We start from the raw sequence: 18575 nt of genomic DNA on the forward strand, positions 1-18575 counted from the left end.
TAAATCCAAGGATTCTCGCACTGCCCCTCACCCGGCCGCTCCGCGGCCACCCTCTCCCGGGGCGGGAGAGGGTTTATTCCCCAACACCCAAGTGGACAATTAGTTGGCCGACAGCGGCTTGGCTGTTCCGGCACGCTGCCCCATCGAGGCCACCAGAGGAACGAGACCATGCCGAGCACCGCCCCCTTCCCGATGCTGCGCGCCGCCCTGGCGGCCGGCGTCCTGATCGCCGCGCCCGCGGCGGCGGAGACCATCGACATCACCGTCGGCCACCAGAGCATGTGCACCGACACCTACACCGCCGGCATCGTGGTGAAGGAGCTGAAGCTCTTGGAGAAGCACCTGCCGCGCGACGGCAAGTACGCCAAGGCCGACTACAACGTGGTGTGGAGCGACTACGCCTCGGGCGGGCCGATCACCAACCAGATGCTGGCCGGCAAGCTGAGCTTCGGCGTGATGGGCGACTTCCCGCTGGTGGTGAACGGCGCGAAGTTCCAGGAGACCAAGAGCCTGCGCACCATCGTGGTGGCCGGCACCGGCTACAACCTCAAGGGCTCCGGCAACGCCCTGGTGGTGCCGGCGGCCTCGACCGCGCACAGCCTGGAGGACCTCAAGGGCAAGGCGGTGTCCACTCCGGTCGGCAGCGCCGCCTGGGGCATGCTGGTGAAGGCGCTGCAGGACAAACAGATCCCGCTGTCCGCCATCGAGCTGAAGAACCAGGCGCCGGCGGTCGGCGCCGCCAACATCGCCACCGGCAAGATCGACGCGCACGCCGACTTCTGCCCCTGGTCGGAGATCATGGAGTTCCGCGGCACCGGGCGGAAGATCTACGACGGCAGCGAGGGCGGCGTGCCCTACCTGCACGGCCTCGTGGTGCGCGCCGACTTCGCCGAGGCGCACCCGGAGGTCGTCACCGCCTTCGTCAAGGCCATCGTCGACGCCGGCCGCTGGATCGAGGAGGACCCGCTGCGCGCCACCGAGGCGCTGGAGAAGTGGACCGGCGTCGAGAAGGAGGTGCTGTACATCTACTTCTCCAAGGGCGGCCACCTGACGCTCGACCCGACGCTGAAGGCGCAGTGGATCGACACGCTGAAGGCCGACCACGGCGTGCTCGCCAAGGAGAAGCTGGCGCCGGCGCTGAACGTCGACGACTTCGTGACCGAGGCGTACCTGAAGACGGCCTACGCCGAACTGGGCCTCGACTACGCGGCGCAGAAGGCGAAGCTGGTCGATCCCTCCACCGCCAACGCCGGCCGGCCCAGCGAGGTCTGGCACGCCCGCGACGGCATCACCAGCTACCCGACGCCGAGGGAGTTCCTGAAGGCGGTGGCCGGCTTCCAGGCGACCGGGGCAAAGCTGAACGCCACCTACGTCTACGACCGCGAGACCGGCCTGAAGCTGTTCGGCAAGACCGCCTTCTTCGTGCAGGGCAAGGACGGCGAGTTCGCCACCTTCCTGCGCAAGGGCGAGGCCGAGGCGCACGCCGCCAAGGCCGGCGGCAAGGTGCTGAGCTTCGACGAAGCCGTCGCCAGCGCCGCGTCATGACCGCGCTCGCGGTGTCGCCCCCCGGCCGGGCCGCGCCCGCCCACCCGCGCCGCGCCCGGCTCGCCGGTGCGGCGCGGAGCCTCGGGCTGCGCCTCGCGGCGCTGCTCGCCGGCCTCTGGCTGTGGCACTGGGGGGCGACCCACGAGGTCGATCTCTACATCCGCTTCCAGAACGTCCCGGCACCGCTCGCGGTGGGTGAAGCGTTCCTGAAGCACCTGGCCGATCCGGTCTTCTACCGGCACATCCTGGTCAGCCTGACGCGCATCCTGGTCGCCTACACCATCGCCGCCGGGCTGGGCATCGCCCTGGGGCTGGCCATGGGCCGCTCGCGCGTCGCCCGCGACCTGCTGATCCCCTACATCGAGATCCTCCGGCCGATCCCGGCGGTGGCCTGGATCCCGCTGGCGATCCTGATGTGGCCGACCGAGGAATCGTCCATCATCTACATCACCTTCCTGGGCGCGCTGTTCCCCATCGTCCTCAACACCGTGCACGGCGTCGAGCAGACGCCCGAGGTGCTGGTGCGCGCCGCCCGCTCGCTGGGGGCGCGGCGGGCCGCGGTCTTCCTGCACGTGGTGCTGCCCGCCGCCCTGCCGGGCATCGCCGCCGGGCTCGCCATCGGCATGGGGGTGTCGTGGTTCTCGCTGCTGGCCGGCGAGATCATCAGCGGCCAGTACGGCATCGGCTACTTCACCTGGAACGCCTATTCGGTGATCAACTACCCGGACATCATCGTCGGCATGCTGGTAATCGGCTCGCTCGGCACGCTCTCCACCTGGCTGGTCCGCGCCGCCACCCGTCCGCTGATGGCGTGGCAGAGGAGGGCGCGGTGAGCCTCGCCCGTTCCCTCGCTGCCGGCGCCGCGCTCGCCGTCGCCTTCCATGCCGCGCAGCTCGCGGCTCTGGTGGTGCGCTTCGAGGCGCTGCCGAACTTCGTCACGCTGCACGACTGGCCCGGCAACGTCGCGCGCATCCTGCGCGCCACGCCCGCGTTGGCCGACGTGCCCGCCATCGCCGCCGAGGAGTGGCTGCTGGAGATCGGTTTCTTCAACACGTCCTACGGCAAGGGCATCACCGAGTGGAGCCTCGCCGTGCTGCCGGCCAAGCTGGCCCTCGCCACCCTGGCCGGCGCCCTGCTGGCCGCGGCGGCGGGACGGCTGCGCGCCCTCCCGCCGGGGGCCTGCCGGCGCACCGGCGTTGCCGCGGCCGGTGCCGGGACGGCGCTCACCGCGCTGACCGGGGTCACCGTCTCCTGGGTGGCCTGCTGCGCGGCGCCGAGCTGGGTGGTCGGGCTGGCGGTGCTCGGCATGGGCGTCGGCACCGCCTTCGCGCTGCTGCCCTGGGGGCCGTGGCTGACCATGGCCGGCTTCGCGCTGCTGGCGGCCGGCGTGCTGCTGCCAGCGTGGGCGGCACAGCGGGGACGGGGATGACCGCCATGCCGCATTGGTTCGCCGCCCTGCTCGCCCTCCTGATGACCGCCGCGCCCGCGTGGGCCCGGCTCGACGGCATCCTGGTCGAGCCGCCCGCGGCGCTGCCCGCCTTCGCCCTGGAGGACCACGACGGCCGCCCCTTCACGCCGGCGGCGCTGGCCGGGCGGTGGACGCTGGTCGCCGTCGGCTACACCAGCTGCCCGGACGTCTGCCCCTTCACGCTCGCCAACCTGGAGGCGGTGCGGGCCGAGCTGGCGACCACCACGGCGCCGGAGCGTTTGCCGCGCGTGGTCTTCCTGGCCGTCGATCCGGCCCGCGACCGACCGATTCTGCGCGACTACGTCCACCACTTCCACCCCGACTTCGTCGGCGTGACCGGCGGCGCGGAGGCCGTCGCGGTGCTGCTCGCCGGGCTCGACGCCAAAGCGGTGATCAGCCCGCCCGACGCCAACGGCGCCTACGAGGTGGCGCACAGCGCCGCCGTCGGCGTCGTGGCGCCGGACGGGCGTTTGGTCGCCAAGCTCTCCCCGCCCTTCGACCCGGCCGAGACCGCCGCGTTCCTCACCGGCCTGATCCGCGGCCTCGCGCGCGGGAGCGCCGCGCCATGACGGTTCGCCGGGTCATCCTCGCCGCGCTGCTGTCGGCGTCCCCCGGCGCCATGGCCGACACGCTGGTCACCGACGGGGCGCCGCCGTGGGAGATGTGCGGCGAGTGCCACGGGCTGGACGGGCTGAGCGCGGTGCCGCGCTTCCCGCGCCTCGCCGGGCAGGACCGCGCCTACATCGAGAAGCAGCTGCGCGACTTCCGCGCCGGCCGACGGCGCAACGACGGCGGGCAGATGTCCGGCTCGGTGTCCGAGCTGACCGACGAGACCATCCCCCCGGTCGCCGCGCACTTCAGCGCGCAGGCGCCCCTGCCCGCGTCGCCCGCTGGCGATCCGCGCGCGCGCCGGGTGATCGCCGAGGGCGACGCCGCGGCCGGCATCCCGCCCTGCCGGTCCTGCCACGGCACGGGCGCGCCACGTCTGGAAGGGCAGCACGCCGGCTATCTCGCCAAGCAGCTGCGCGACTTCCGCGATGGCCGGCGCGACAACGACGCGGACGGCGCCATGCGCGCGGTGGCGGCGCGGCTGAGCGACGCCGACGTGGAGGCGCTGTCCCACGCCCTGCAGGATACGGAGACGACACGGCCATGACGCTCGCGACGGAACGCTCCCTCCCGCTGCGGCCCGGGCGGCCGGGCAAGGTCCACGTGGTGCGCGGCGCCCTGCGGCTGGAGGACGTCACCGTCCGCTTCGGCGCGGACGCCGTGGCGGTCTCCGGCGTGTCGCTGACGGTCGAGCCGGGCGAGTTCGTCTGCCTGCTCGGCCCCAGCGGCTGCGGCAAGTCGACGCTGCTGAACGCGGTCGCCGGCTATGTCGAACCGTCGGAGGGCCGCATCCGGCTGGACGGCGCGCCGGTCGCCGGCCCGGGGCCGGACCGCGGCATGGTGTTCCAGCAATACTCCCTGTTCCCGTGGAAGTCGGTGCTGGAGAACGTCGCCTTTGGTCCGCGTATGTCGGGCCACGGCCGCGCCGAGGCGCGCCTGCTGGCCGGGCAGTTCCTCGACATGGTCGGCCTGTCCGGCCACGCGCGCCGCTACCCGGCGGAACTGTCGGGCGGCATGCAGCAGCGCGTCAGCATCGCCCGCGCGCTCGCCAACTACCCCGCGGTGCTGCTGATGGACGAGCCGTTCGGCGCGCTCGACGCGCAGACGCGCGCCATGATGCAGGAGGCGCTGCTGTCGCTGTGGGGGCAGACCGGGACGACGGTCCTCTTCGTCACCCATGACATCGACGAGGCGCTGTTCCTCGCCGACCGCGTGGTGGTGATGGGCACGGCACCCGGCCGCATCGTCGCCGACCTGCCCGTCGCCCTGCCCCGCCCGCGGCACGCCGACCTCGTCCTCGACCCCGCCTTCCTGGAGATGAAGAGGCGCTGCCTGGAGCTGATCCGCCGGGAAAGCCTGAAGGCCTTCGACGGGCAGGCCGGCGCGGGGATCTGAATCATCCGGCGAAGCGGCGCAGGCGGTCCTCGTCGAGGATGAGGATCCTGTTCGGGCTGATGCCGATCATGCCCTGCTCGCGGAAACGTTCCAGCGTGGCGGTGACCCATTGCCGGGTGACGCCGACCATCTTGGCCAATTCCTCCTGCGTCAGGGTGCGGCCGATGGCGACGCCCTCCGGCACCCGCCGCCCGTCCAGCCCGGCCATCAGCAGCAGCAGCTGCGCCAGCCGCTCCGCCGCCGAGCGCGTGCCCAGCATGTGGATCAGCGCCGAGTAGCACTTGCCCTTGTGAACCAGCGCCTGCACCAGCGCCACCGCGAGGCGCGGGATGCTCTCCATCAGCCGGCGCAGCTCCGGCCCGCGGACGTGCAGCACCTGGCTGTTGCGCACCGCCTGACCCGACCAGACGTGCGGGCTGCCGCCGAACAGCTCCGGCCCGCCGACGAAGTTGCCGGGCGACCAGTAGGCCAGCGTGATCTCGCGCCCCGACGGCCCGAGGTAGTAGGTGCGCACCTGCCCCGACAGGATGATGAAGATGCCGTCGTGCGGCATGCCCTGCTGGAACACCATCTCGCCAGGGCGGTAGCCGCGCACCGTGGCGGCGGCGCACACCGCCGCGCACTCCTCGTCGGTCAGGTTGCCGAGCAGGTTTGTGTCATACCCGCCGGTCTCCTCCTCGTACAGGCGCAGCGAGGGATTCGGCTTGATGCGGGCTGCTTCCAGGGGAACGGGCATCGATATCTCCAGGTGGCTTTCGCGGCCGGGGCATCCAGCGTCGCACGCAATTTCCTACTTATCAAGTATGTTTATATGTCTATTTAACCTGCATGCCTGGCGGCATGAGCGGCGCAATTAATTGCTTTCACACCAACACAAGTGGGTTTTAGCGTCGTGCGTCCATCCACACGACCCGAGGCCCCGCATGCCGACGCACGACGTCACCCAGCTCAGCGCCACCGACCTGTCGGAGGCCTACCGCACCCGCCGGCTGTCGCCGCTCGAGGTGACCCGCGCGGTCCTCGACCGTATCGCCGCGCTCGACCCGCAGGTCAACGCGTTCGCTCATCTCGACGCCGACTCCGCTCTCGACGCGGCGCGGGCGTCGGAGCGGCGCTGGGCGCGCGGCGAGCCGCTGGGGGCGGTGGACGGCGTGCCGGCGGCGGTGAAGGACCTGCTGCTGGCCAAGGGCTGGCCGACCCTGCGCGGCAGCCTCGCCGTGGAGCGCGAGCAGCCCTGGGACGAGGACGCCCCGGCCGTCGCCCGCCTGCGCGAGCAGGGGGCGGTGCTGCTCGGCAAGACCACCACGGCCGAGTTCGGCACCAAGGGGGCCACCGACAACGCGCTGACCGGAATCACCCGCAACCCGTGGAACACGGCCAAGACGCCGGGCGGCAGCAGCGGCGGCTCGGCGGTGGCGGCGGCTCTCGGCTTCGGGCCGATCCAGATCGCCACCGACGGCGGCGGCTCGATCCGCCAGCCGGCCTCCTTCACCGGACTGGTCGGGTTCAAGCCGACCTTCGGCGTGGTGCCCGGCTACCCGTCGTCGTTCCGCGGCTCGCTGTTCCACGTCGGCCCCATCGCCCGCTCGGTGGAAGACGTGGCGCTGATCCTCAACGCCATCGCCCGGCCGGACGAACGCGACTGGTTCGCCCTGCCCTCCGACGGCCGTGACTGGCGGCTAGGGCTGGACAGCGGCGTCGAGGGGCTGCGCATCGCCTTCAGCCCCGACCTCGGCTACGCCAGCGTCGATCCCGAGGTGGCGGCCGTCGTCGCCGACGCGGTCCGCGTCTTCACCGACCTCGGCGCCACGGTCGAGCGCGCCGATCCCGGCTTCGCCGACCCGTTCCACATCTTCTCCGGCCTGTCGGCCGCCGGCGCGGCGCGGCTGGTCGAGGCGCTGCCGGAGGAGCGCCGCGCGCTGATCGGCCCGGAGCTGCGCGCCGCCTGGGAGTTCGGCCGCACCATCGACGTCGATGCCTACATCACCCTGAACGAGGAGCGGGCGGCGCTCGGCCGCCATCTCAACCGCTTCCACCGCGACTGGGACCTGCTGGTCACCCCGACCACGCCGGTCGCGGCGCCGGACGTGGGCGCCGCCCCGGCGCGCTCCTCCTTCACCTACCCGTTCAACCTCACCAAGCAGCCGGCGGTGTCGGTCCCCGCCGGGTTCACCGAGGCCGGGCTGCCGGTCGGCCTCCAGATCGTCGGGCCGCGCCCGCACGGCGACACCCTGGTCCTGCGGGCGGCCCGCGCCTTCGAGCGGGCGCGCCCGATCCGGCTGCCGACCACGGTCAACGGCTGACGATCCAATTCCACAGAGCATCCATGGGGACGGTCATGAGCGACAGCATTCTCTCCACCATCGGCGCCGCCCTGGCCACGGCGGCGCGCCGCCTGCATGCCAACCTCAATTGGGCGGCCGGCATCGCCGCGGTCGCCCTGATGGCGGCGCAGGCGCAGCCCGCCAGGGCGCAGGACATCACCATCGGCGAGGGCATCGCCATCGGCTGGGGCCAGTTCTTCGTCGCCGACGAGCGCAAGCTGTGGGAGCAGGAGGGCCTCAACCCGAAGATCATCCAGTTCGCCTCCGGCCGGCTGGTGCTGGAGGCGGTGGCCGGCGGGCACGTGACGGTGGGCACGGCGGCGGAGACGCCGGTGATGTTCGCAGCGGTGAACAACCTGCCGATCCGGGTCATCGGCACGCTCAACCGCTACGAGCCGTTCGAGCTGGCGGCGGTCAAGGACATCAAGACCATCCAGGACATCAAGGGCCGCAAGATCGGCTATTCGCAGGGCACCAACGCCCACTACTACCTGCACAAGCTGCTGGACCGGGCGGGCCTGAAGCTGTCCGACGTCACCCCGGTCAGCCTCAACCCCGGCGACTTCGTCGCCAGCCTGACCAACGGCGCCATCGACGCCTTCATCTGGACCGAGCCGCACCTCAGCCAAGCGCTGGCGCAGGGCGGCGGCAAGGTGCACCGCATCGCCACGCCCGGCCTCTACAGCACCTTCTCCAGCATCATCACCCACCAGAAGGTCGTCGACGAGACCCCGGAGCTGCTGGTGAAGGCGCTGCGGGCGCTGATCGCCGCCGACCGGGTCGCCCGCGACAACCCGGACGAGGCGGTCGGCTACGCTGCCACCCGCGTCAAGCTCGACCCGCAGATCGCCAAACAGGTGTGGCCGACGCTGAACCTCGCCATCGACCTCGACCGCGAGGCCCTGACGCGCGAGTTGGAGAGCCAGGCCAAGTGGGCCATCGCCAACAACCTCGTGCGTCCCGACGCCAGGCTGCCGGACTTCAACGCGGTGCTGGTGTCGAAGCCGCTGGAGACCGCCCGCGGCCAGCTCAAGGCGGCGCAGAAGTGAGGGCGGCGACCGCCGTCGCCGTGTCCCGCAGCCGGACCGCGGCGGCACCGCCGCGGATCGTCTGCGAGGGCGTGCGGCACGCCTACCGCAGCGCGTCGGGGCAGGAGACGCTGGCGCTCGCCGACGTCTCGCTGAGCTTCGCGGACGGCGCGTTCGTCTGCCTGCTCGGCCCCAGCGGCTGCGGCAAGACCACGCTGCTCAACATGATCGCCGGCTTCCTGCAGCCCGGCGCCGGCACCGTCGCGGTGGACGGCCGGCCGGTGGAGGGGCCCAGCCCGGACCGCGGCGTGGTCTTCCAGGACTACTCGCTGTTCCCCTGGCTGACCGTGCGCGGCAACGTCCAGTTCGGCCTGCGTATGGCCGGCGTGCCGCCGCGCGAGCGCCGCCGTGTCGCCGACGACTGCCTGGACCGGGTGGGGCTGGCGGCGGCCGGCGGCCGCTACCCGTTCGAGCTGTCGGGCGGCATGAAGCAGCGCGTCGCCATCGCCCGCGCGCTCGCCCCCGGCCCCCGCGTGCTGCTGATGGACGAGCCGTTCGCGGCCCTCGACGCGCTGACCCGGACCTCGCTGCAGAACGACCTGCTGGAGCTGCACCGGCGCGACGCCAAGACGGTGGTGTTCGTCACCCACAACATCGCCGAGGCAATCTATTTGGCAGACCGGGTGGTGGTGATGTCGCCGCACCCCGGCCGGGTGATCGAGGACATCACGGTCGACATCCCGCGGCCGCGCCGGCGCACCGCCGCCGCCTTCAACGAGCTGTACGAGCGCCTCGCCGCCGCCATCGGCGTGAACGCCCTGGAGTGAACCCGCTGCCATGATCCGCCGCCTCGACCCGTCCGCCCTGCAGGGGCTCGCCGGCGCCCTCCTGTTCTTTGCGGGGTGGGAGGCGCTCAGCCGCTCCGGCCTCGTCAACGCCGTCATGCTGCCGGCGCCCAGCACCGTCGTCCGCTCCGCCTGGGCGCTGCTCCAGGTGGGCGAGTTGCAGAGCCACCTCTGGGCCAGCCTGGGGCGGGCCCTGCACGGCTTCGCCTGGGGGGCAGGCCTCGGCGTCCTGCTCGGCGTGGCGATGGCGCGGCTGCCCCGGCTCAACGGCTTCACCTACCCGCTGGTGCAGATGTTCCGGGCCATCCCGGCGCTCGCCTTCGTGCCGCTGGCGGTGTTCTGGTTCGGCATCGGCGAGACCTCCAAGGTCTTCCTGATCGCCTGGGGCGTGTTCTTCCCGACCTGGGTCAACACCTTCATCGGCGTGCGCGACACCAGCCCGCTGCTGGCCCGCGCCGGCGCCAGCCTGGGGGCGCGCGGCTGGCGGATGCTGGCGTTCGTGGTGCTGCCGGGGGCGCTGCCCTTCATCATCGCCGGCCTGCGCATCAGCCTGTCGGTCGCCCTGATGATCCTGGTGGCGGCCGAGCTGACCGGCGCGCTGTTCGGCGTCGGCTACCTGATCCAGATGTCGCAGCTCGTCTTCCGGGTCGACCAGATGTTCGTCGGGCTGCTGGTGCTCGGCATCATGGGCTTCGGCACCGACCTCCTGTTCAACCACCTGATCGGCCGTCTGCTGCCGTGGTACGGCGCCGAGCGCCGCCAGCAGCAGGCCGCCCGCCGGAGCACGCCATGACCGACCTGTGCGACCTCCCCGCCCGCGAGCTGCGCCGCCGCATCGGCGCCAGGCGCCTCTCCCCCGTCGAGCTGCTGGAGTCCTGCATCGCCCGCATCGAGGCGGTGGACGGCATCCTCAACGCCATCCCCATCCGCGCCTTCGACCAAGCCCGCGCCGCGGCCGGGCGGGCGGAACGGCAGGTGCGCGCCGGCGAGCCGCTGGGGCCGCTGCACGGGTTGCCGGTCGGCATCAAGGACCTGAACCGCACCGCCGGCATCCGCACCACCTTCGGCTCGCCGATCTACGCCGACACCGTGCCGGCGGGCGACGACGATTTCGTGGCGCGCCTGAAGGCGGCCGGTAGCATCGTCGCCGGCAAGACCAACACCACCGAGTTCGGCGCCGGCTCCAACACCACCAACGCGGTGTTCGGGCCGACCCGCAACCCGTTCGACACGGCGCTGACCAGCGGCGGCTCGTCCGGCGGCTCGGCGGTGGCGGTGGCGACCGGCATGCTGCCGCTGTGCACCGGCAACGACACCGGGGGCAGCCTGCGCGTGCCCGCCGGCTTCTGCGGCGTCACCAGCATCCGCCCCAGCCAGGGCGTGGTGCCCTACGAGCGGCGGCAGTTCCCCTTCACGCCGTTCTCGGTGCAGGGGCCGATGGCCCGCACGGTGGACGACCTGATCCTGCTGTTCTCCGTCATGGCGCAGCCGCGCGGCATCGACCCGCTGTCCTTCGCCGTGGACCACGCCGAGCTGACGCGCGAGGTGGACCCGTCGACGCTCAAGGTCGCGGTCAGCCCCGACCTCGGCTTCGCGCCGGCCGGCCAACGGGTGCGCGCCGCCTTCGCCGAGAAGCTGGCGGTCTTCGCCGACGCCTTCGCCGTCTGCGGGGAGGACGCCCCCGACCTCGCCTCGGCGCCGCGCGTCAACTGGATCCTGCGCGGCGTCGAGTACGTCGGGCGCCACCGCCGGCACTACGAGGAGCATCGCGCTCTGCTCGGCCCGCTGGTGGTGCACAACTACGAGGAGGGCCTGAAGGTCACCGTCGACGACGTGATCTGGGCCAAGACCGAACAGGGCGCGCTGCACCGCCGGGTGGAGGCGTTCTTCGACCGCTGGGACGTGCTGATCTGCCCGGTGGCCTCGGTGCCTCCCTTCCCGGTGGAGCAACTGTACCCCGAATCCGTGGACGGCGAGGCGCAGGAGACCTACGTGCGCTGGGCCGGCCTGACCAACGGCCTGTCGGTCGCCGGCACGCCGGTGGTCACCCTGCCCTGCGGGCGTGACGGCGGCGGACTGCCGTTCGGCATCCAGGTGGTCGGCCGCCGCGGCTCCGACACGCGCCTGCTGACGGTGGCCGCCGCGATCGAGCGCCTGCTCGCCGCCGATCCGCGCACCGCGCGCCCCCTGCCCGATCTGGCGGCGCTGGTATCGACAGTGCGGCGGCCGTAGGCGCGGTCAGGCGCCCAGATGGTCGCGCACCGCCGCCGCGGCCCGCGCCACGGCCCCGTCGGCCGCCGCCACGAGACGGGCCATGTTGGCGAAGCCGTGCGGCAGGGTTTCGCACACCTCCAGCCGGTGCGGCACCCCCGCCTCGGCCAGCCGCTCGGCGAGGCGCAGGCTGTCGTCGCGCAGGCAGTCCCGCCCGGCGGCGGTCAGCCACAGCGGCGGCAGGCCCCGCAGGTCGGCGAACAGCGGCGCGGCGCGCGGGTCGCCGGTGATCTCCGCATGCCCCAGGTACTGCTCCCAGTACCAGCGCATGCGCGCGCTGGTCAGGCCGTACCGGCCGCCGCCATAGCGGCGGTGCGAGGGCGTGTCGAAATCGTGCGCGAACATGCCGTAGAGCAGCAGCCCGAAGGCGATGCGCGGCTCTCCCGGCGGGCGGGCGGCCAGCGCGGCGGCAAGCGCCAGGTTGGCGCCCGCGGAGTCGCCGCCCACCGCGATGCGCTCCACGTCCAGCCCGTGTGCCGCCCCCTCCCGCGCCAGCCAGCGCAGGGCGGCCAGCGCCTCATCGTGCTGATGCGGGAAGCGGCGTTCGGGGGCGAGGCTGTAGGCCGGCGCACAGACCGCCACGCCGGCGCGCCGGGCCAGCAGGCGCAGCAGCCGGTCATGCGTGTCCAGGCTGTTCACCGCGAAGCCGCCGCCGTGGAAGTACAGCAGCACCGGCAGGGTGCGGGCCTCGCTCCCGGGCGGCCGGTACAGCCGCAGCCGCAACGGCCCGCCGGGAGCGTCGATGCGCCGCTCCTCCACGTCGGCCGGCAGGGCCTCGGGGCCGTTGAGGAAGGCGTGGTAGCGTTCCGCCGCGGCGCGCGCCTGCTGCAGCGGCTGCCTCAGGGGATCGGCGGGTGCGCAGCCGTGCCGCACCGCCGCCGCATTGGCGGTGACCATCTGCGGGTCGATCTCGTCGATGACGTGATGATGGTACGCGTCCGGCATGCCGCTCTCCCCTGCTGCTTCGGAAGCCCGTATCGGCGCGTGGCTGCCACTGCCGACCGCTTGGGCCGGTTCGTATTTAACATGATATTATTGCCATTGACTATTGTTACACACTACATCACGCTATTCTCTATTCATCAAGTGGAATTAAGGGAACCGCCATGCCCGTGAGCGCACACCGCCGCCCCGACCGCGCCATCGACCCGTTGTTCGTGAACCGCTGGTCGCCGCGCGCCTACAGCGGCGAGGAGATCCCCGACGCCGTGCTGGAGCTGGGGTTCGAGGCGGCGCGCTGGGCGCCCTCGGCGCGGAACGCGCAGCCCTGGCGCTTCGTCTATTCCAAGCGCCACTCCTCGTCCTGGGAGTCCTTTGCCGGCCTGCTGAACGCGCGCAACCGTCAGTGGGCGGGGAACGCCTCGGCGCTGGTGGCGGTGCTGTCGCGGACGACCCACGACGACGGCACGCCGATCCTCACCCACTCGTTCGACACCGGCGCCGCCTGGGCCAATTTCGCGCATCAGGTCGTGCTGGCCGGCTGGCACACGCGGGCGATCGGCGGCTTCGACCACGCGGCGGCGCGGACCGTCCTCGGCGTGCCCGAGGATCACGCGGTGGAAATCCTCATCGCCATCGGCCGCCAAGCCGCCGCCGAGACCCTGCCGGACGAGTTCCGTACCCTGGAGACGCCGAACGGCCGCCGGCCGCTGAGCGCCTTCGTGTCGGAAGGCGCGTTCGGCACGCCCTGACGCCGGCCCCGACGACCGCATCCCGCTGCGGCCCGACCCGCCCGCCGCCCGCCTCTTCGACGCCGGCACCGGCCGGTGCCCGAGCTGACCAGCCCCCGTTCCAACGCCACCAGGGAGAACCATGCGATGAGCGTGTCCGACAGCACCACCATCGGTCTCGACATCAAGCCGATCAACGGCAACATCGGCGCGGAGGTGCGCGGCGTGCGCCTGTCCGGCGACCTGACGCCGGCCACCGTCAAGGCGCTGCACCAGGCGGTGCTGCGCCACAAGGTGATCTTCGTGCGCGACCAGCAGCACCTGGACGACGCCGGGCAGGAGGCGTTCGGCCGCCTGTGGGGCAACCTCGTCGGCCACCCGACCGTGCCGTCGCTGGCCGGCACCGAGGCGATCTTCGACGTCGACGGCTCGCGCGGCGAGCGGGCCAGTTCCTGGCACGCCGACATCACCTTCACCGACGCCTACCCCCGCATCACCATCCTGCGCCCGCACACCCTGCCGGAGCGCGGCGGCGATACGCTGTGGGGCAACACCGTGGCCGCCTACGCCGAGCTGCCGGAGCCGCTGAAGGCGCTGGCCGACCAGACCTGGGCGCTGCACACCAACGAGTACGACTACGCCGGCGACCGCAAGGTGCACGAAGGCGGCCTGCGCCGCTTCAAGGAGGTCTTCACCTCCACGGTGTACGAGACCGAGCACCCGCTGGTCGCCGTGCACGCCGAGACCGGCGAGCGCACGCTGATCGTCGGGCATTTCGTGAAGAAGCTGATCGGTTTCGGCACCAGCGATTCGCGACGCCTGCTCGACATCTTCAACGACCACGCGACGCGGCCGGAGAACACGGTGCGCTGGCACTGGTCGCCGGGCGACGTGGCGATCTGGGACAACCGCGCCACCATCCACCGCGCGGTGGACGACTACGACGACCTGCCGCGCGTCGTGCGCCGCACCACCGTGGCCGGCGAGCCGCCGGTGAGCGTCGACGGCCGCCGCAGCGGGCCCACCCGCGTGCTCGGCGCCAAGCCCGCCGTCGCCGCCTGAGTCGCGAAGGACCATCCGTCACGCGGCGCGCGCACCCGGTGCGCCGCTGGCGGAAGCGGCCTTCCCGGTGCCCGGCCGGCCCGCGCCCGACAGCACACCCGACAAGGGGGGCGGGCCGGCCCCGCGGGGCCTGCATCCGCGCCGCATTCAGGCGCGCTGCATGCCCCAGCGCCGCACCGTGCGGCGTTCGACGGTGCGGAACACCAGCCCCTCGACAAGAAGCCCGATCAGGATCACGGTGATCAGCCCGGCGAAGACCTGGGCGATCTCCAACTGGTTGCGGTTCTCGAAGATGAACCAGCCCAGCCCGCCGGAGCCGGCGCTGACGCCGAACACCAGCTCGGCGGCGATCAGCGAGCGCCAGGAGAAGGCCCAGCTGATCTTCAGACCCGTCAGGATCGACGGGAACGCCGCCGGGATCAGGATCTTCAGCACGAAGCGCAGCCCCGACACGCCGATGGTCTGCCCGGCCATGCGCAGCGTCTCGCTGACCGAGCGGAAGCCGGAATAGGTGTTGAGCGCCAGCGGCCACAGCACCGAGTGAATCAGCACGAACATGGTGCTCGGCTCTCCCAGCCCGAACCACAGCAGCGCCAGCGGCAGCAGCGCGATGGCCGGCAGCGGCGCCAGCATGGAGGTGAGCAGCTGCAGCAGGTCGCGCCCGGTCCGCGTGGTGATCGCCAGCACCGTCATCACCGTCGCCAGCCCGACCCCGGCGGCGTAGCCGAGCAGCAGCACGCGCAGCGACGTCCAGGTGCGCAGCGGCAGCACGCCGCTGAGCACCGAGGCCCAGAAGGCCTCCAGCGTCTCGCCCAGCGTCGGCACCAGCAGCGGGTTGTTCAGCCACAGCCCATAGACCTGCCACCCCAGCGCCAGCGCGACCAGCAGCACGGTCAGCCGGAACGGCTCGCTGCCGGACAGCCGCTCGCGCAGGCGCAGCGGCCGCTGGACGGCGGCCGGCAGCTCCTCCAGCGCCTCGTCGCGCTCGAACTCCGGGCGGACCGGCGGCAGCGCGCGGCCCGGCCGGCCGGCGGCGGGGGCGTCAGCCATGGGCGAGGCGGCGCGGCGCCGCCGCCGGCTCCCCGAACAGCAGGCGATGGATGCGGCGCGACAGCGCGTGGAACGCCTCACCGCCGCTCGCCGCGTGGTCGAGGTGGTGGGCGTTCAGCTCGGCCCGGACGCGGCCGGGGTGCGGGGAGAGCACCAGGATGCGGCTGCCCACGACGATCGCCTCCTCGATGGAATGGGTGACGAACAGGACGGTGAAGCCGACGTCCTCCCACAACGCCAGCAGTTCCTCCTGCATCTTGCGACGGGTCAGCGCGTCGAGCGCGGCGAACGGCTCGTCCATCAGCAGGATGCGCGGCTCCAGCGCCATGGCCCGGGCGATGGCGACACGCTGCTTCATGCCGCCGGAGAGCATGTGCGGGTAGACGTCGGCGAACCGCGCCAGCCCGACGGTGTCGAGAGCGTGGCGCGCCTTGTCGGTCGCCTCGCGCCGCGCCACGCCGTTCTCGGTCAGCGCGAAGACGATGTTCTGCGCCACCGTCTTCCAAGGGAGCAACTGGTCGAACTCCTGGAACACCATCACCCGCTCCGGGCCGGGCCGGCGGATCGGCCGGCCGTCCAGCCGGATCTCCCCCTCCACCGGGTCGAGGAACCCGGCCACCGCCTTGAGCAGCGTGGACTTGCCGCAGCCCGAGGGCCCCAGCAGCACGAAGCGGTCGCCGGCGTGGACCTGGAAATCGACCCGCTGCGTCGCCGTCACCACATGCTCGGGCGTCGTGTAGCGCAGCGTGACCCCGTCGACGGACAGCAGTGGCGGCGGAAGGAGCGGGGCGGCGGCGGTGGGGAGCGCGGTGACGGTGCTCATGGTCCGCTCCTCCTCAGCTGCCGGCTTCGTCGTGCAGCAGCGGGAAGACGTAGTCCTTCCAGGACGCCGGCTTCGTCTTGATCGAGCCGACCCGGTGCATGAAGTCGGCGATGACCCCGGTGTTGACCGGCACCAGGGAGTAGCTGATGTCCGGGTTGTTGAGCAGCGCCACCACCTCGGCGTGGGTGAGCTTGTTGCTCTCCTCGGCGAGGTAGACGCGGGCGGCCTCCTCCTTGTCGCGTTCGATCAGCGCCAGGCCGTCGCGCACCGCATCGACGAAGGCGGCGGCGAGCTTCGGGTTCTCCTCGTAGAACTTCGTGGTGCCGTAGGCCAGCACCAGCGTCGCCGTGCCGAAGACGTCGCGCGAGCTGAGGATGCGGTGCACGTTCGGCGAGGCGAGCTGCACCGTGCCGTAGGTGGGCGTGGTGATGTGCCCGGTGATCTCGGTCTTGCCGGAGACCAGGGCGGCGGTCGCCTCCGGCGGGCTCAGCTGCACCGTCAGCTTCTCGAAGTCGTAATGGTGGCCGGGCCCGAACTCCTTCTCGGCGGCGATCTGCAGGACCACCGAGTTGATGGAGATCTTGACCGCCGGCACCGCGATGCGATCCTTGTCGGTCAGATCGCGGATGGTGCGGACGTTCGCGTTGTTGGAGTTGATCCAGTAGGCCGAGGAATCCAGCCCGGTCAGCGCCTTCACCGGGTTCGACGTGCGCGTCTTGTCCCAGATGGTCAGCAGCGGCGCGATGCCGGCGCCGACGATGTGGGCGTTGCCGGTCAGCAGCGCGTCGTTGGTGGCGGCCCCGCCGTTCAGCACGATCCAGCTCACCTTGACCGGGCCTGCACCCCGCGCCTCAGCGTGCTTCTCGATGAGCTGCTTGTTCTTGGCGACCATCAGGGGCAGGTAGCCGAGGCCGTACTGGATGGCGATCTTCAGCTCCGGCACCTCGGCCCGGGCGGCCGGCGGCGCCAGCGCTGTCCAGAGCATCGCCGCGACCGCCAGCGCAGCGCCCGACAGGCGTCCGCGGATTCCCTTGTCCTGCATCCCGTGTGTCTCCTTCTGCAATGGACTTCGGCGGGCATAATTTACAAATATGATTCGCTGTATTGATCCAGCTCCGCGCTTTTCCGCTGTATAAGAAGGCTGCGATCGCCCACGCCTGTCAATAGTCTATTTTAAAAATAGGTTTTTAGCGGTGTATGACGGTTTGCTTCCGCTATTTGTGCGGTTCCACCTCTGGGATGGGGCCATCACCGGCCGCGCGACCCGGACTCCAGCCTGCCTGATCCGGCGCAACCACGGCCTGCCGACCACCGGGCGCACGCCGACCATCGGCGTCTTCGACGCGCCTGCGGCATCCAGGTGCTGGCCGGGTTGCGGGTGCATGGAAATGGACCGGCGACGACACCGTTGCGAACGGACGCCGGTGGAACCGAATTTCATGGACCAGCACGTTTGCCCGGCGCCGTGCGTGGGGCATGCGCCCGCCGGCACGCGGACCGCCTGCGTGCCGCCTCCCAGGGTGTGCCCAGGGTCATGCAACGAGCGGTGCCGCCGCGGCTTCGACGCGATCCGGCCCGTCAGATCGAATAGTTGAAGGTGTCGTAGGACAGGTCGCTGAGGATCTGGTCGAGACGGCGGGCAGCGTCGGCGCGGCCCTCGGTGCTGACCACCTTGGCCGGCACCCCGGCCACCGTGGCGTTCGCCTCCACCGGGCGGAGCACCACCGAGCCGGCGGCGACGCGGGCGCACGCGCCGATCTCGATGTTGCCGAGGATCTTGGCGCCAGCGCCGATCATGGCGCCCCGCCGCACCTTGGGGTGGCGGTCGCCGTGCTCCTTGCCGGTGCCGCCCAGCGTGACGTTCTGCAGCAGCGACACCTCGTCCTCGACGACGGCCGTCTCGCCCACCACCAGCCCGGTCGCGTGGTCCAGGAAGATCCCCCGCCCGAAGCGCGCCGCCGGGTGGATGTCGGTCTGGAACACGTCCGACGAGCGGCTCTGCAGGTACAGAGCAAGGTCCCGCTCACCGCTGTCCCACAGCCAGTGCGCCAGCCGCTGCGTCTGGATGGCGTGGAAACCCTTGAAGTAGAGGAACGGCTCGATGAAGCGTTCGCACGCCGGATCGCGCTCGACCACCGCGATGATGTCGGCGCGCGCGGCGTCGCCGATCGCCGGGTCGGCCCCCAGCCCACGGCGGAAGATCTCCACCAGCAGGCCGGTCGGCACGGCGTCGTTGCCCAGGCGGACGGCGACGCGGTGGAACACCGCCGCCTCGAACGAGGGCTGGTCGAGGATCGACCCGACGAACAGCGCCCGCAGCGTCGGCGTCTGCGCCAGCGCCTCGCGCGCCTCGTTGCGCAGGCGCGCCCACAGGGCGTCGGCGATCGCCCGGCTCTGCGAGCGCGCCAGCGCACTCTCGCCGGGGGTGATGGACAGGCGGCTCAGCGTCGAGCGGTGCATGGCGTCTCCTCGATGCGATCGGGGA

The 18575-nt window shown here is 71.9% G+C and carries 19 protein-coding genes; 13 read left to right on the top strand and 6 right to left on the bottom strand.

Features of this window, described 5'->3' with window-relative positions:
• Window positions 1–168 precede the first annotated feature (168 nt).
• The 6 genes from TSO221_RS25530 to TSO221_RS25555 are packed head-to-tail and all read left to right on the top strand — an operon-like array spanning window position 169 to window position 5017.
• Window positions 169–1545: an ABC transporter substrate-binding protein gene (locus TSO221_RS25530; RefSeq protein ID WP_199229626.1), complete on the top strand. Its 1377-nt coding sequence runs from the start codon at window positions 169–171 to the stop codon at window positions 1543–1545.
• Window positions 1542–2378 carry an ABC transporter permease gene (locus tag TSO221_RS25535; RefSeq protein ID WP_109121326.1) on the top strand — a complete coding sequence of 279 codons (837 nt, stop codon included), beginning with the start codon at window positions 1542–1544 and terminating at the stop codon, window positions 2376–2378. Before TSO221_RS25530 ends, TSO221_RS25535 begins: the two co-directional genes overlap by 4 nt.
• A complete protein-coding gene (locus tag TSO221_RS25540; protein ID WP_109121327.1) occupies window positions 2375–2974 on the top strand; it encodes a hypothetical protein in 600 nt (199 codons plus the stop codon). Before TSO221_RS25535 ends, TSO221_RS25540 begins: the two co-directional genes overlap by 4 nt.
• 5 nt (window positions 2975–2979) lie before the next feature.
• Window positions 2980–3582 (top strand): SCO family protein, encoded by a 603-nt coding sequence (locus TSO221_RS25545; RefSeq protein WP_158284208.1) that lies wholly within the window; start codon window positions 2980–2982, stop codon window positions 3580–3582.
• The gene (locus tag TSO221_RS25550; RefSeq protein WP_109121329.1) at window positions 3579–4169 is read left to right on the top strand and encodes a cytochrome c4; all 591 of its coding nucleotides are present in this window, start codon (window positions 3579–3581) and stop codon (window positions 4167–4169) included. Before TSO221_RS25545 ends, TSO221_RS25550 begins: the two co-directional genes overlap by 4 nt.
• The gene (locus TSO221_RS25555) at window positions 4166–5017 is read left to right on the top strand and encodes an ABC transporter ATP-binding protein (RefSeq protein ID WP_109121330.1); all 852 of its coding nucleotides are present in this window, start codon (window positions 4166–4168) and stop codon (window positions 5015–5017) included. Before TSO221_RS25550 ends, TSO221_RS25555 begins: the two co-directional genes overlap by 4 nt.
• A 1-nt stretch (window position 5018) precedes the next feature.
• Here the strand turns inward: TSO221_RS25555 and TSO221_RS25560 are convergent, their stop codons facing one another.
• Window positions 5019–5753, bottom strand: a complete 735-nt coding sequence (locus TSO221_RS25560; protein ID WP_109121331.1) for a Crp/Fnr family transcriptional regulator — start codon at window positions 5751–5753, stop codon at window positions 5019–5021.
• A 187-nt stretch (window positions 5754–5940) separates the two neighbouring features.
• Here TSO221_RS25560 and TSO221_RS25565 point away from each other — a divergent pair, with 187 nt between their 5' ends.
• The 5 genes from TSO221_RS25565 to TSO221_RS25585 are packed head-to-tail and all read left to right on the top strand — an operon-like array spanning window position 5941 to window position 11446.
• A complete protein-coding gene (locus TSO221_RS25565; RefSeq protein WP_109121332.1) occupies window positions 5941–7320 on the top strand; it encodes an amidase in 1380 nt (459 codons plus the stop codon).
• A gap of 35 nt (window positions 7321–7355) precedes the next feature.
• Window positions 7356–8390, top strand: coding sequence for an NrtA/SsuA/CpmA family ABC transporter substrate-binding protein (locus TSO221_RS25570; RefSeq protein WP_199229627.1), 1035 nt, complete (start codon window positions 7356–7358; stop codon window positions 8388–8390).
• Entirely contained in the window at window positions 8387–9196 is an 810-nt protein-coding gene (locus TSO221_RS25575) for an ABC transporter ATP-binding protein (RefSeq protein WP_109121333.1), read from the top strand. Before TSO221_RS25570 ends, TSO221_RS25575 begins: the two co-directional genes overlap by 4 nt.
• Window positions 9197–9206: 10 nt before the next feature.
• Entirely contained in the window at window positions 9207–10007 is an 801-nt protein-coding gene (locus TSO221_RS25580; RefSeq protein WP_109121334.1) for an ABC transporter permease, read from the top strand.
• The gene (locus tag TSO221_RS25585) at window positions 10004–11446 is read left to right on the top strand and encodes an amidase family protein (RefSeq protein ID WP_109121335.1); all 1443 of its coding nucleotides are present in this window, start codon (window positions 10004–10006) and stop codon (window positions 11444–11446) included. Before TSO221_RS25580 ends, TSO221_RS25585 begins: the two co-directional genes overlap by 4 nt.
• 6 nt (window positions 11447–11452) lie before the next feature.
• Here TSO221_RS25585 and TSO221_RS25590 read toward each other — a convergent pair whose 3' ends face one another.
• Window positions 11453–12430, bottom strand: a complete 978-nt coding sequence (locus TSO221_RS25590; RefSeq protein ID WP_109121336.1) for an alpha/beta hydrolase — start codon at window positions 12428–12430, stop codon at window positions 11453–11455.
• A gap of 161 nt (window positions 12431–12591) precedes the next feature.
• Here TSO221_RS25590 and TSO221_RS25595 point away from each other — a divergent pair, with 161 nt between their 5' ends.
• Both TSO221_RS25595 and TSO221_RS25600 read left to right on the top strand, forming a co-directional pair.
• Complete coding sequence (locus TSO221_RS25595) at window positions 12592–13176, top strand: nitroreductase family protein (RefSeq protein ID WP_109121337.1); 585 nt, start codon at window positions 12592–12594, stop codon at window positions 13174–13176.
• 126 nt (window positions 13177–13302) lie between these two features.
• Complete coding sequence (locus TSO221_RS25600) at window positions 13303–14217, top strand: TauD/TfdA family dioxygenase (protein ID WP_109121338.1); 915 nt, start codon at window positions 13303–13305, stop codon at window positions 14215–14217.
• A 147-nt stretch (window positions 14218–14364) separates the two neighbouring features.
• Here the strand turns inward: TSO221_RS25600 and TSO221_RS25605 are convergent, their stop codons facing one another.
• The 4 genes from TSO221_RS25605 to cysE all read right to left on the bottom strand — a co-directional run bounded on the left by TSO221_RS25605 (window position 14365) and on the right by cysE (window position 18550).
• Window positions 14365–15267, bottom strand: a complete 903-nt coding sequence (locus tag TSO221_RS25605; protein WP_109121339.1) for an ABC transporter permease — start codon at window positions 15265–15267, stop codon at window positions 14365–14367.
• Window positions 15260–16090 carry an ABC transporter ATP-binding protein gene (locus TSO221_RS25610; protein WP_109121340.1) on the bottom strand — a complete coding sequence of 277 codons (831 nt, stop codon included), beginning with the start codon at window positions 16088–16090 and terminating at the stop codon, window positions 15260–15262. The genes TSO221_RS25605 and TSO221_RS25610 overlap by 8 nt, the downstream gene beginning before the upstream one ends.
• A gap of 13 nt (window positions 16091–16103) precedes the next feature.
• The gene (locus TSO221_RS25615) at window positions 16104–17132 is read right to left on the bottom strand and encodes an ABC transporter substrate-binding protein (RefSeq protein ID WP_247878276.1); all 1029 of its coding nucleotides are present in this window, start codon (window positions 17130–17132) and stop codon (window positions 16104–16106) included.
• Window positions 17133–17668: 536 nt separating this feature from the next.
• Window positions 17669–18550 carry a serine O-acetyltransferase gene (cysE, locus tag TSO221_RS25620; protein ID WP_109121341.1) on the bottom strand — a complete coding sequence of 294 codons (882 nt, stop codon included), beginning with the start codon at window positions 18548–18550 and terminating at the stop codon, window positions 17669–17671.
• Between the last annotated feature and the right edge of the window lie 25 nt (window positions 18551–18575).

The sequence above is a fragment of the Azospirillum sp. TSO22-1 genome (assembly GCF_003116015.1).
Taxonomy (GTDB): domain Bacteria; phylum Pseudomonadota; class Alphaproteobacteria; order Azospirillales; family Azospirillaceae; genus Azospirillum.

Excerpts from the sequence above, each read along its gene's own strand:
- TSO221_RS25530 (WP_199229626.1), top strand. The coding sequence starts at position 169 with ATGCCGAGCACCGCCCCCTTCCCGATGCTGCGCGCCGCCCTGGCGGCC.
- TSO221_RS25535 (WP_109121326.1), top strand. The coding sequence starts at position 1,542 with ATGACCGCGCTCGCGGTGTCGCCCCCCGGCCGGGCCGCGCCCGCCCAC.
- TSO221_RS25545 (WP_158284208.1), top strand. The coding sequence starts at position 2,980 with ATGCCGCATTGGTTCGCCGCCCTGCTCGCCCTCCTGATGACCGCCGCG.
- TSO221_RS25550 (WP_109121329.1), top strand. The coding sequence starts at position 3,579 with ATGACGGTTCGCCGGGTCATCCTCGCCGCGCTGCTGTCGGCGTCCCCC.
- TSO221_RS25555 (WP_109121330.1), top strand. The coding sequence starts at position 4,166 with ATGACGCTCGCGACGGAACGCTCCCTCCCGCTGCGGCCCGGGCGGCCG.
- TSO221_RS25560 (WP_109121331.1), bottom strand. The coding sequence starts at position 5,753 with ATGCCCGTTCCCCTGGAAGCAGCCCGCATCAAGCCGAATCCCTCGCTG.
- TSO221_RS25565 (WP_109121332.1), top strand. The coding sequence starts at position 5,941 with ATGCCGACGCACGACGTCACCCAGCTCAGCGCCACCGACCTGTCGGAG.
- TSO221_RS25570 (WP_199229627.1), top strand. The coding sequence starts at position 7,356 with ATGAGCGACAGCATTCTCTCCACCATCGGCGCCGCCCTGGCCACGGCG.
- TSO221_RS25580 (WP_109121334.1), top strand. The coding sequence starts at position 9,207 with ATGATCCGCCGCCTCGACCCGTCCGCCCTGCAGGGGCTCGCCGGCGCC.
- TSO221_RS25585 (WP_109121335.1), top strand. The coding sequence starts at position 10,004 with ATGACCGACCTGTGCGACCTCCCCGCCCGCGAGCTGCGCCGCCGCATC.
- TSO221_RS25590 (WP_109121336.1), bottom strand. The coding sequence starts at position 12,430 with ATGCCGGACGCGTACCATCATCACGTCATCGACGAGATCGACCCGCAG.
- TSO221_RS25595 (WP_109121337.1), top strand. The coding sequence starts at position 12,592 with ATGCCCGTGAGCGCACACCGCCGCCCCGACCGCGCCATCGACCCGTTG.
- TSO221_RS25600 (WP_109121338.1), top strand. The coding sequence starts at position 13,303 with ATGAGCGTGTCCGACAGCACCACCATCGGTCTCGACATCAAGCCGATC.
- TSO221_RS25605 (WP_109121339.1), bottom strand. The coding sequence starts at position 15,267 with ATGGCTGACGCCCCCGCCGCCGGCCGGCCGGGCCGCGCGCTGCCGCCG.
- TSO221_RS25610 (WP_109121340.1), bottom strand. The coding sequence starts at position 16,090 with ATGAGCACCGTCACCGCGCTCCCCACCGCCGCCGCCCCGCTCCTTCCG.
- TSO221_RS25615 (WP_247878276.1), bottom strand. The coding sequence starts at position 17,132 with ATGCAGGACAAGGGAATCCGCGGACGCCTGTCGGGCGCTGCGCTGGCG.
- cysE (WP_109121341.1), bottom strand. The coding sequence starts at position 18,550 with ATGCACCGCTCGACGCTGAGCCGCCTGTCCATCACCCCCGGCGAGAGT.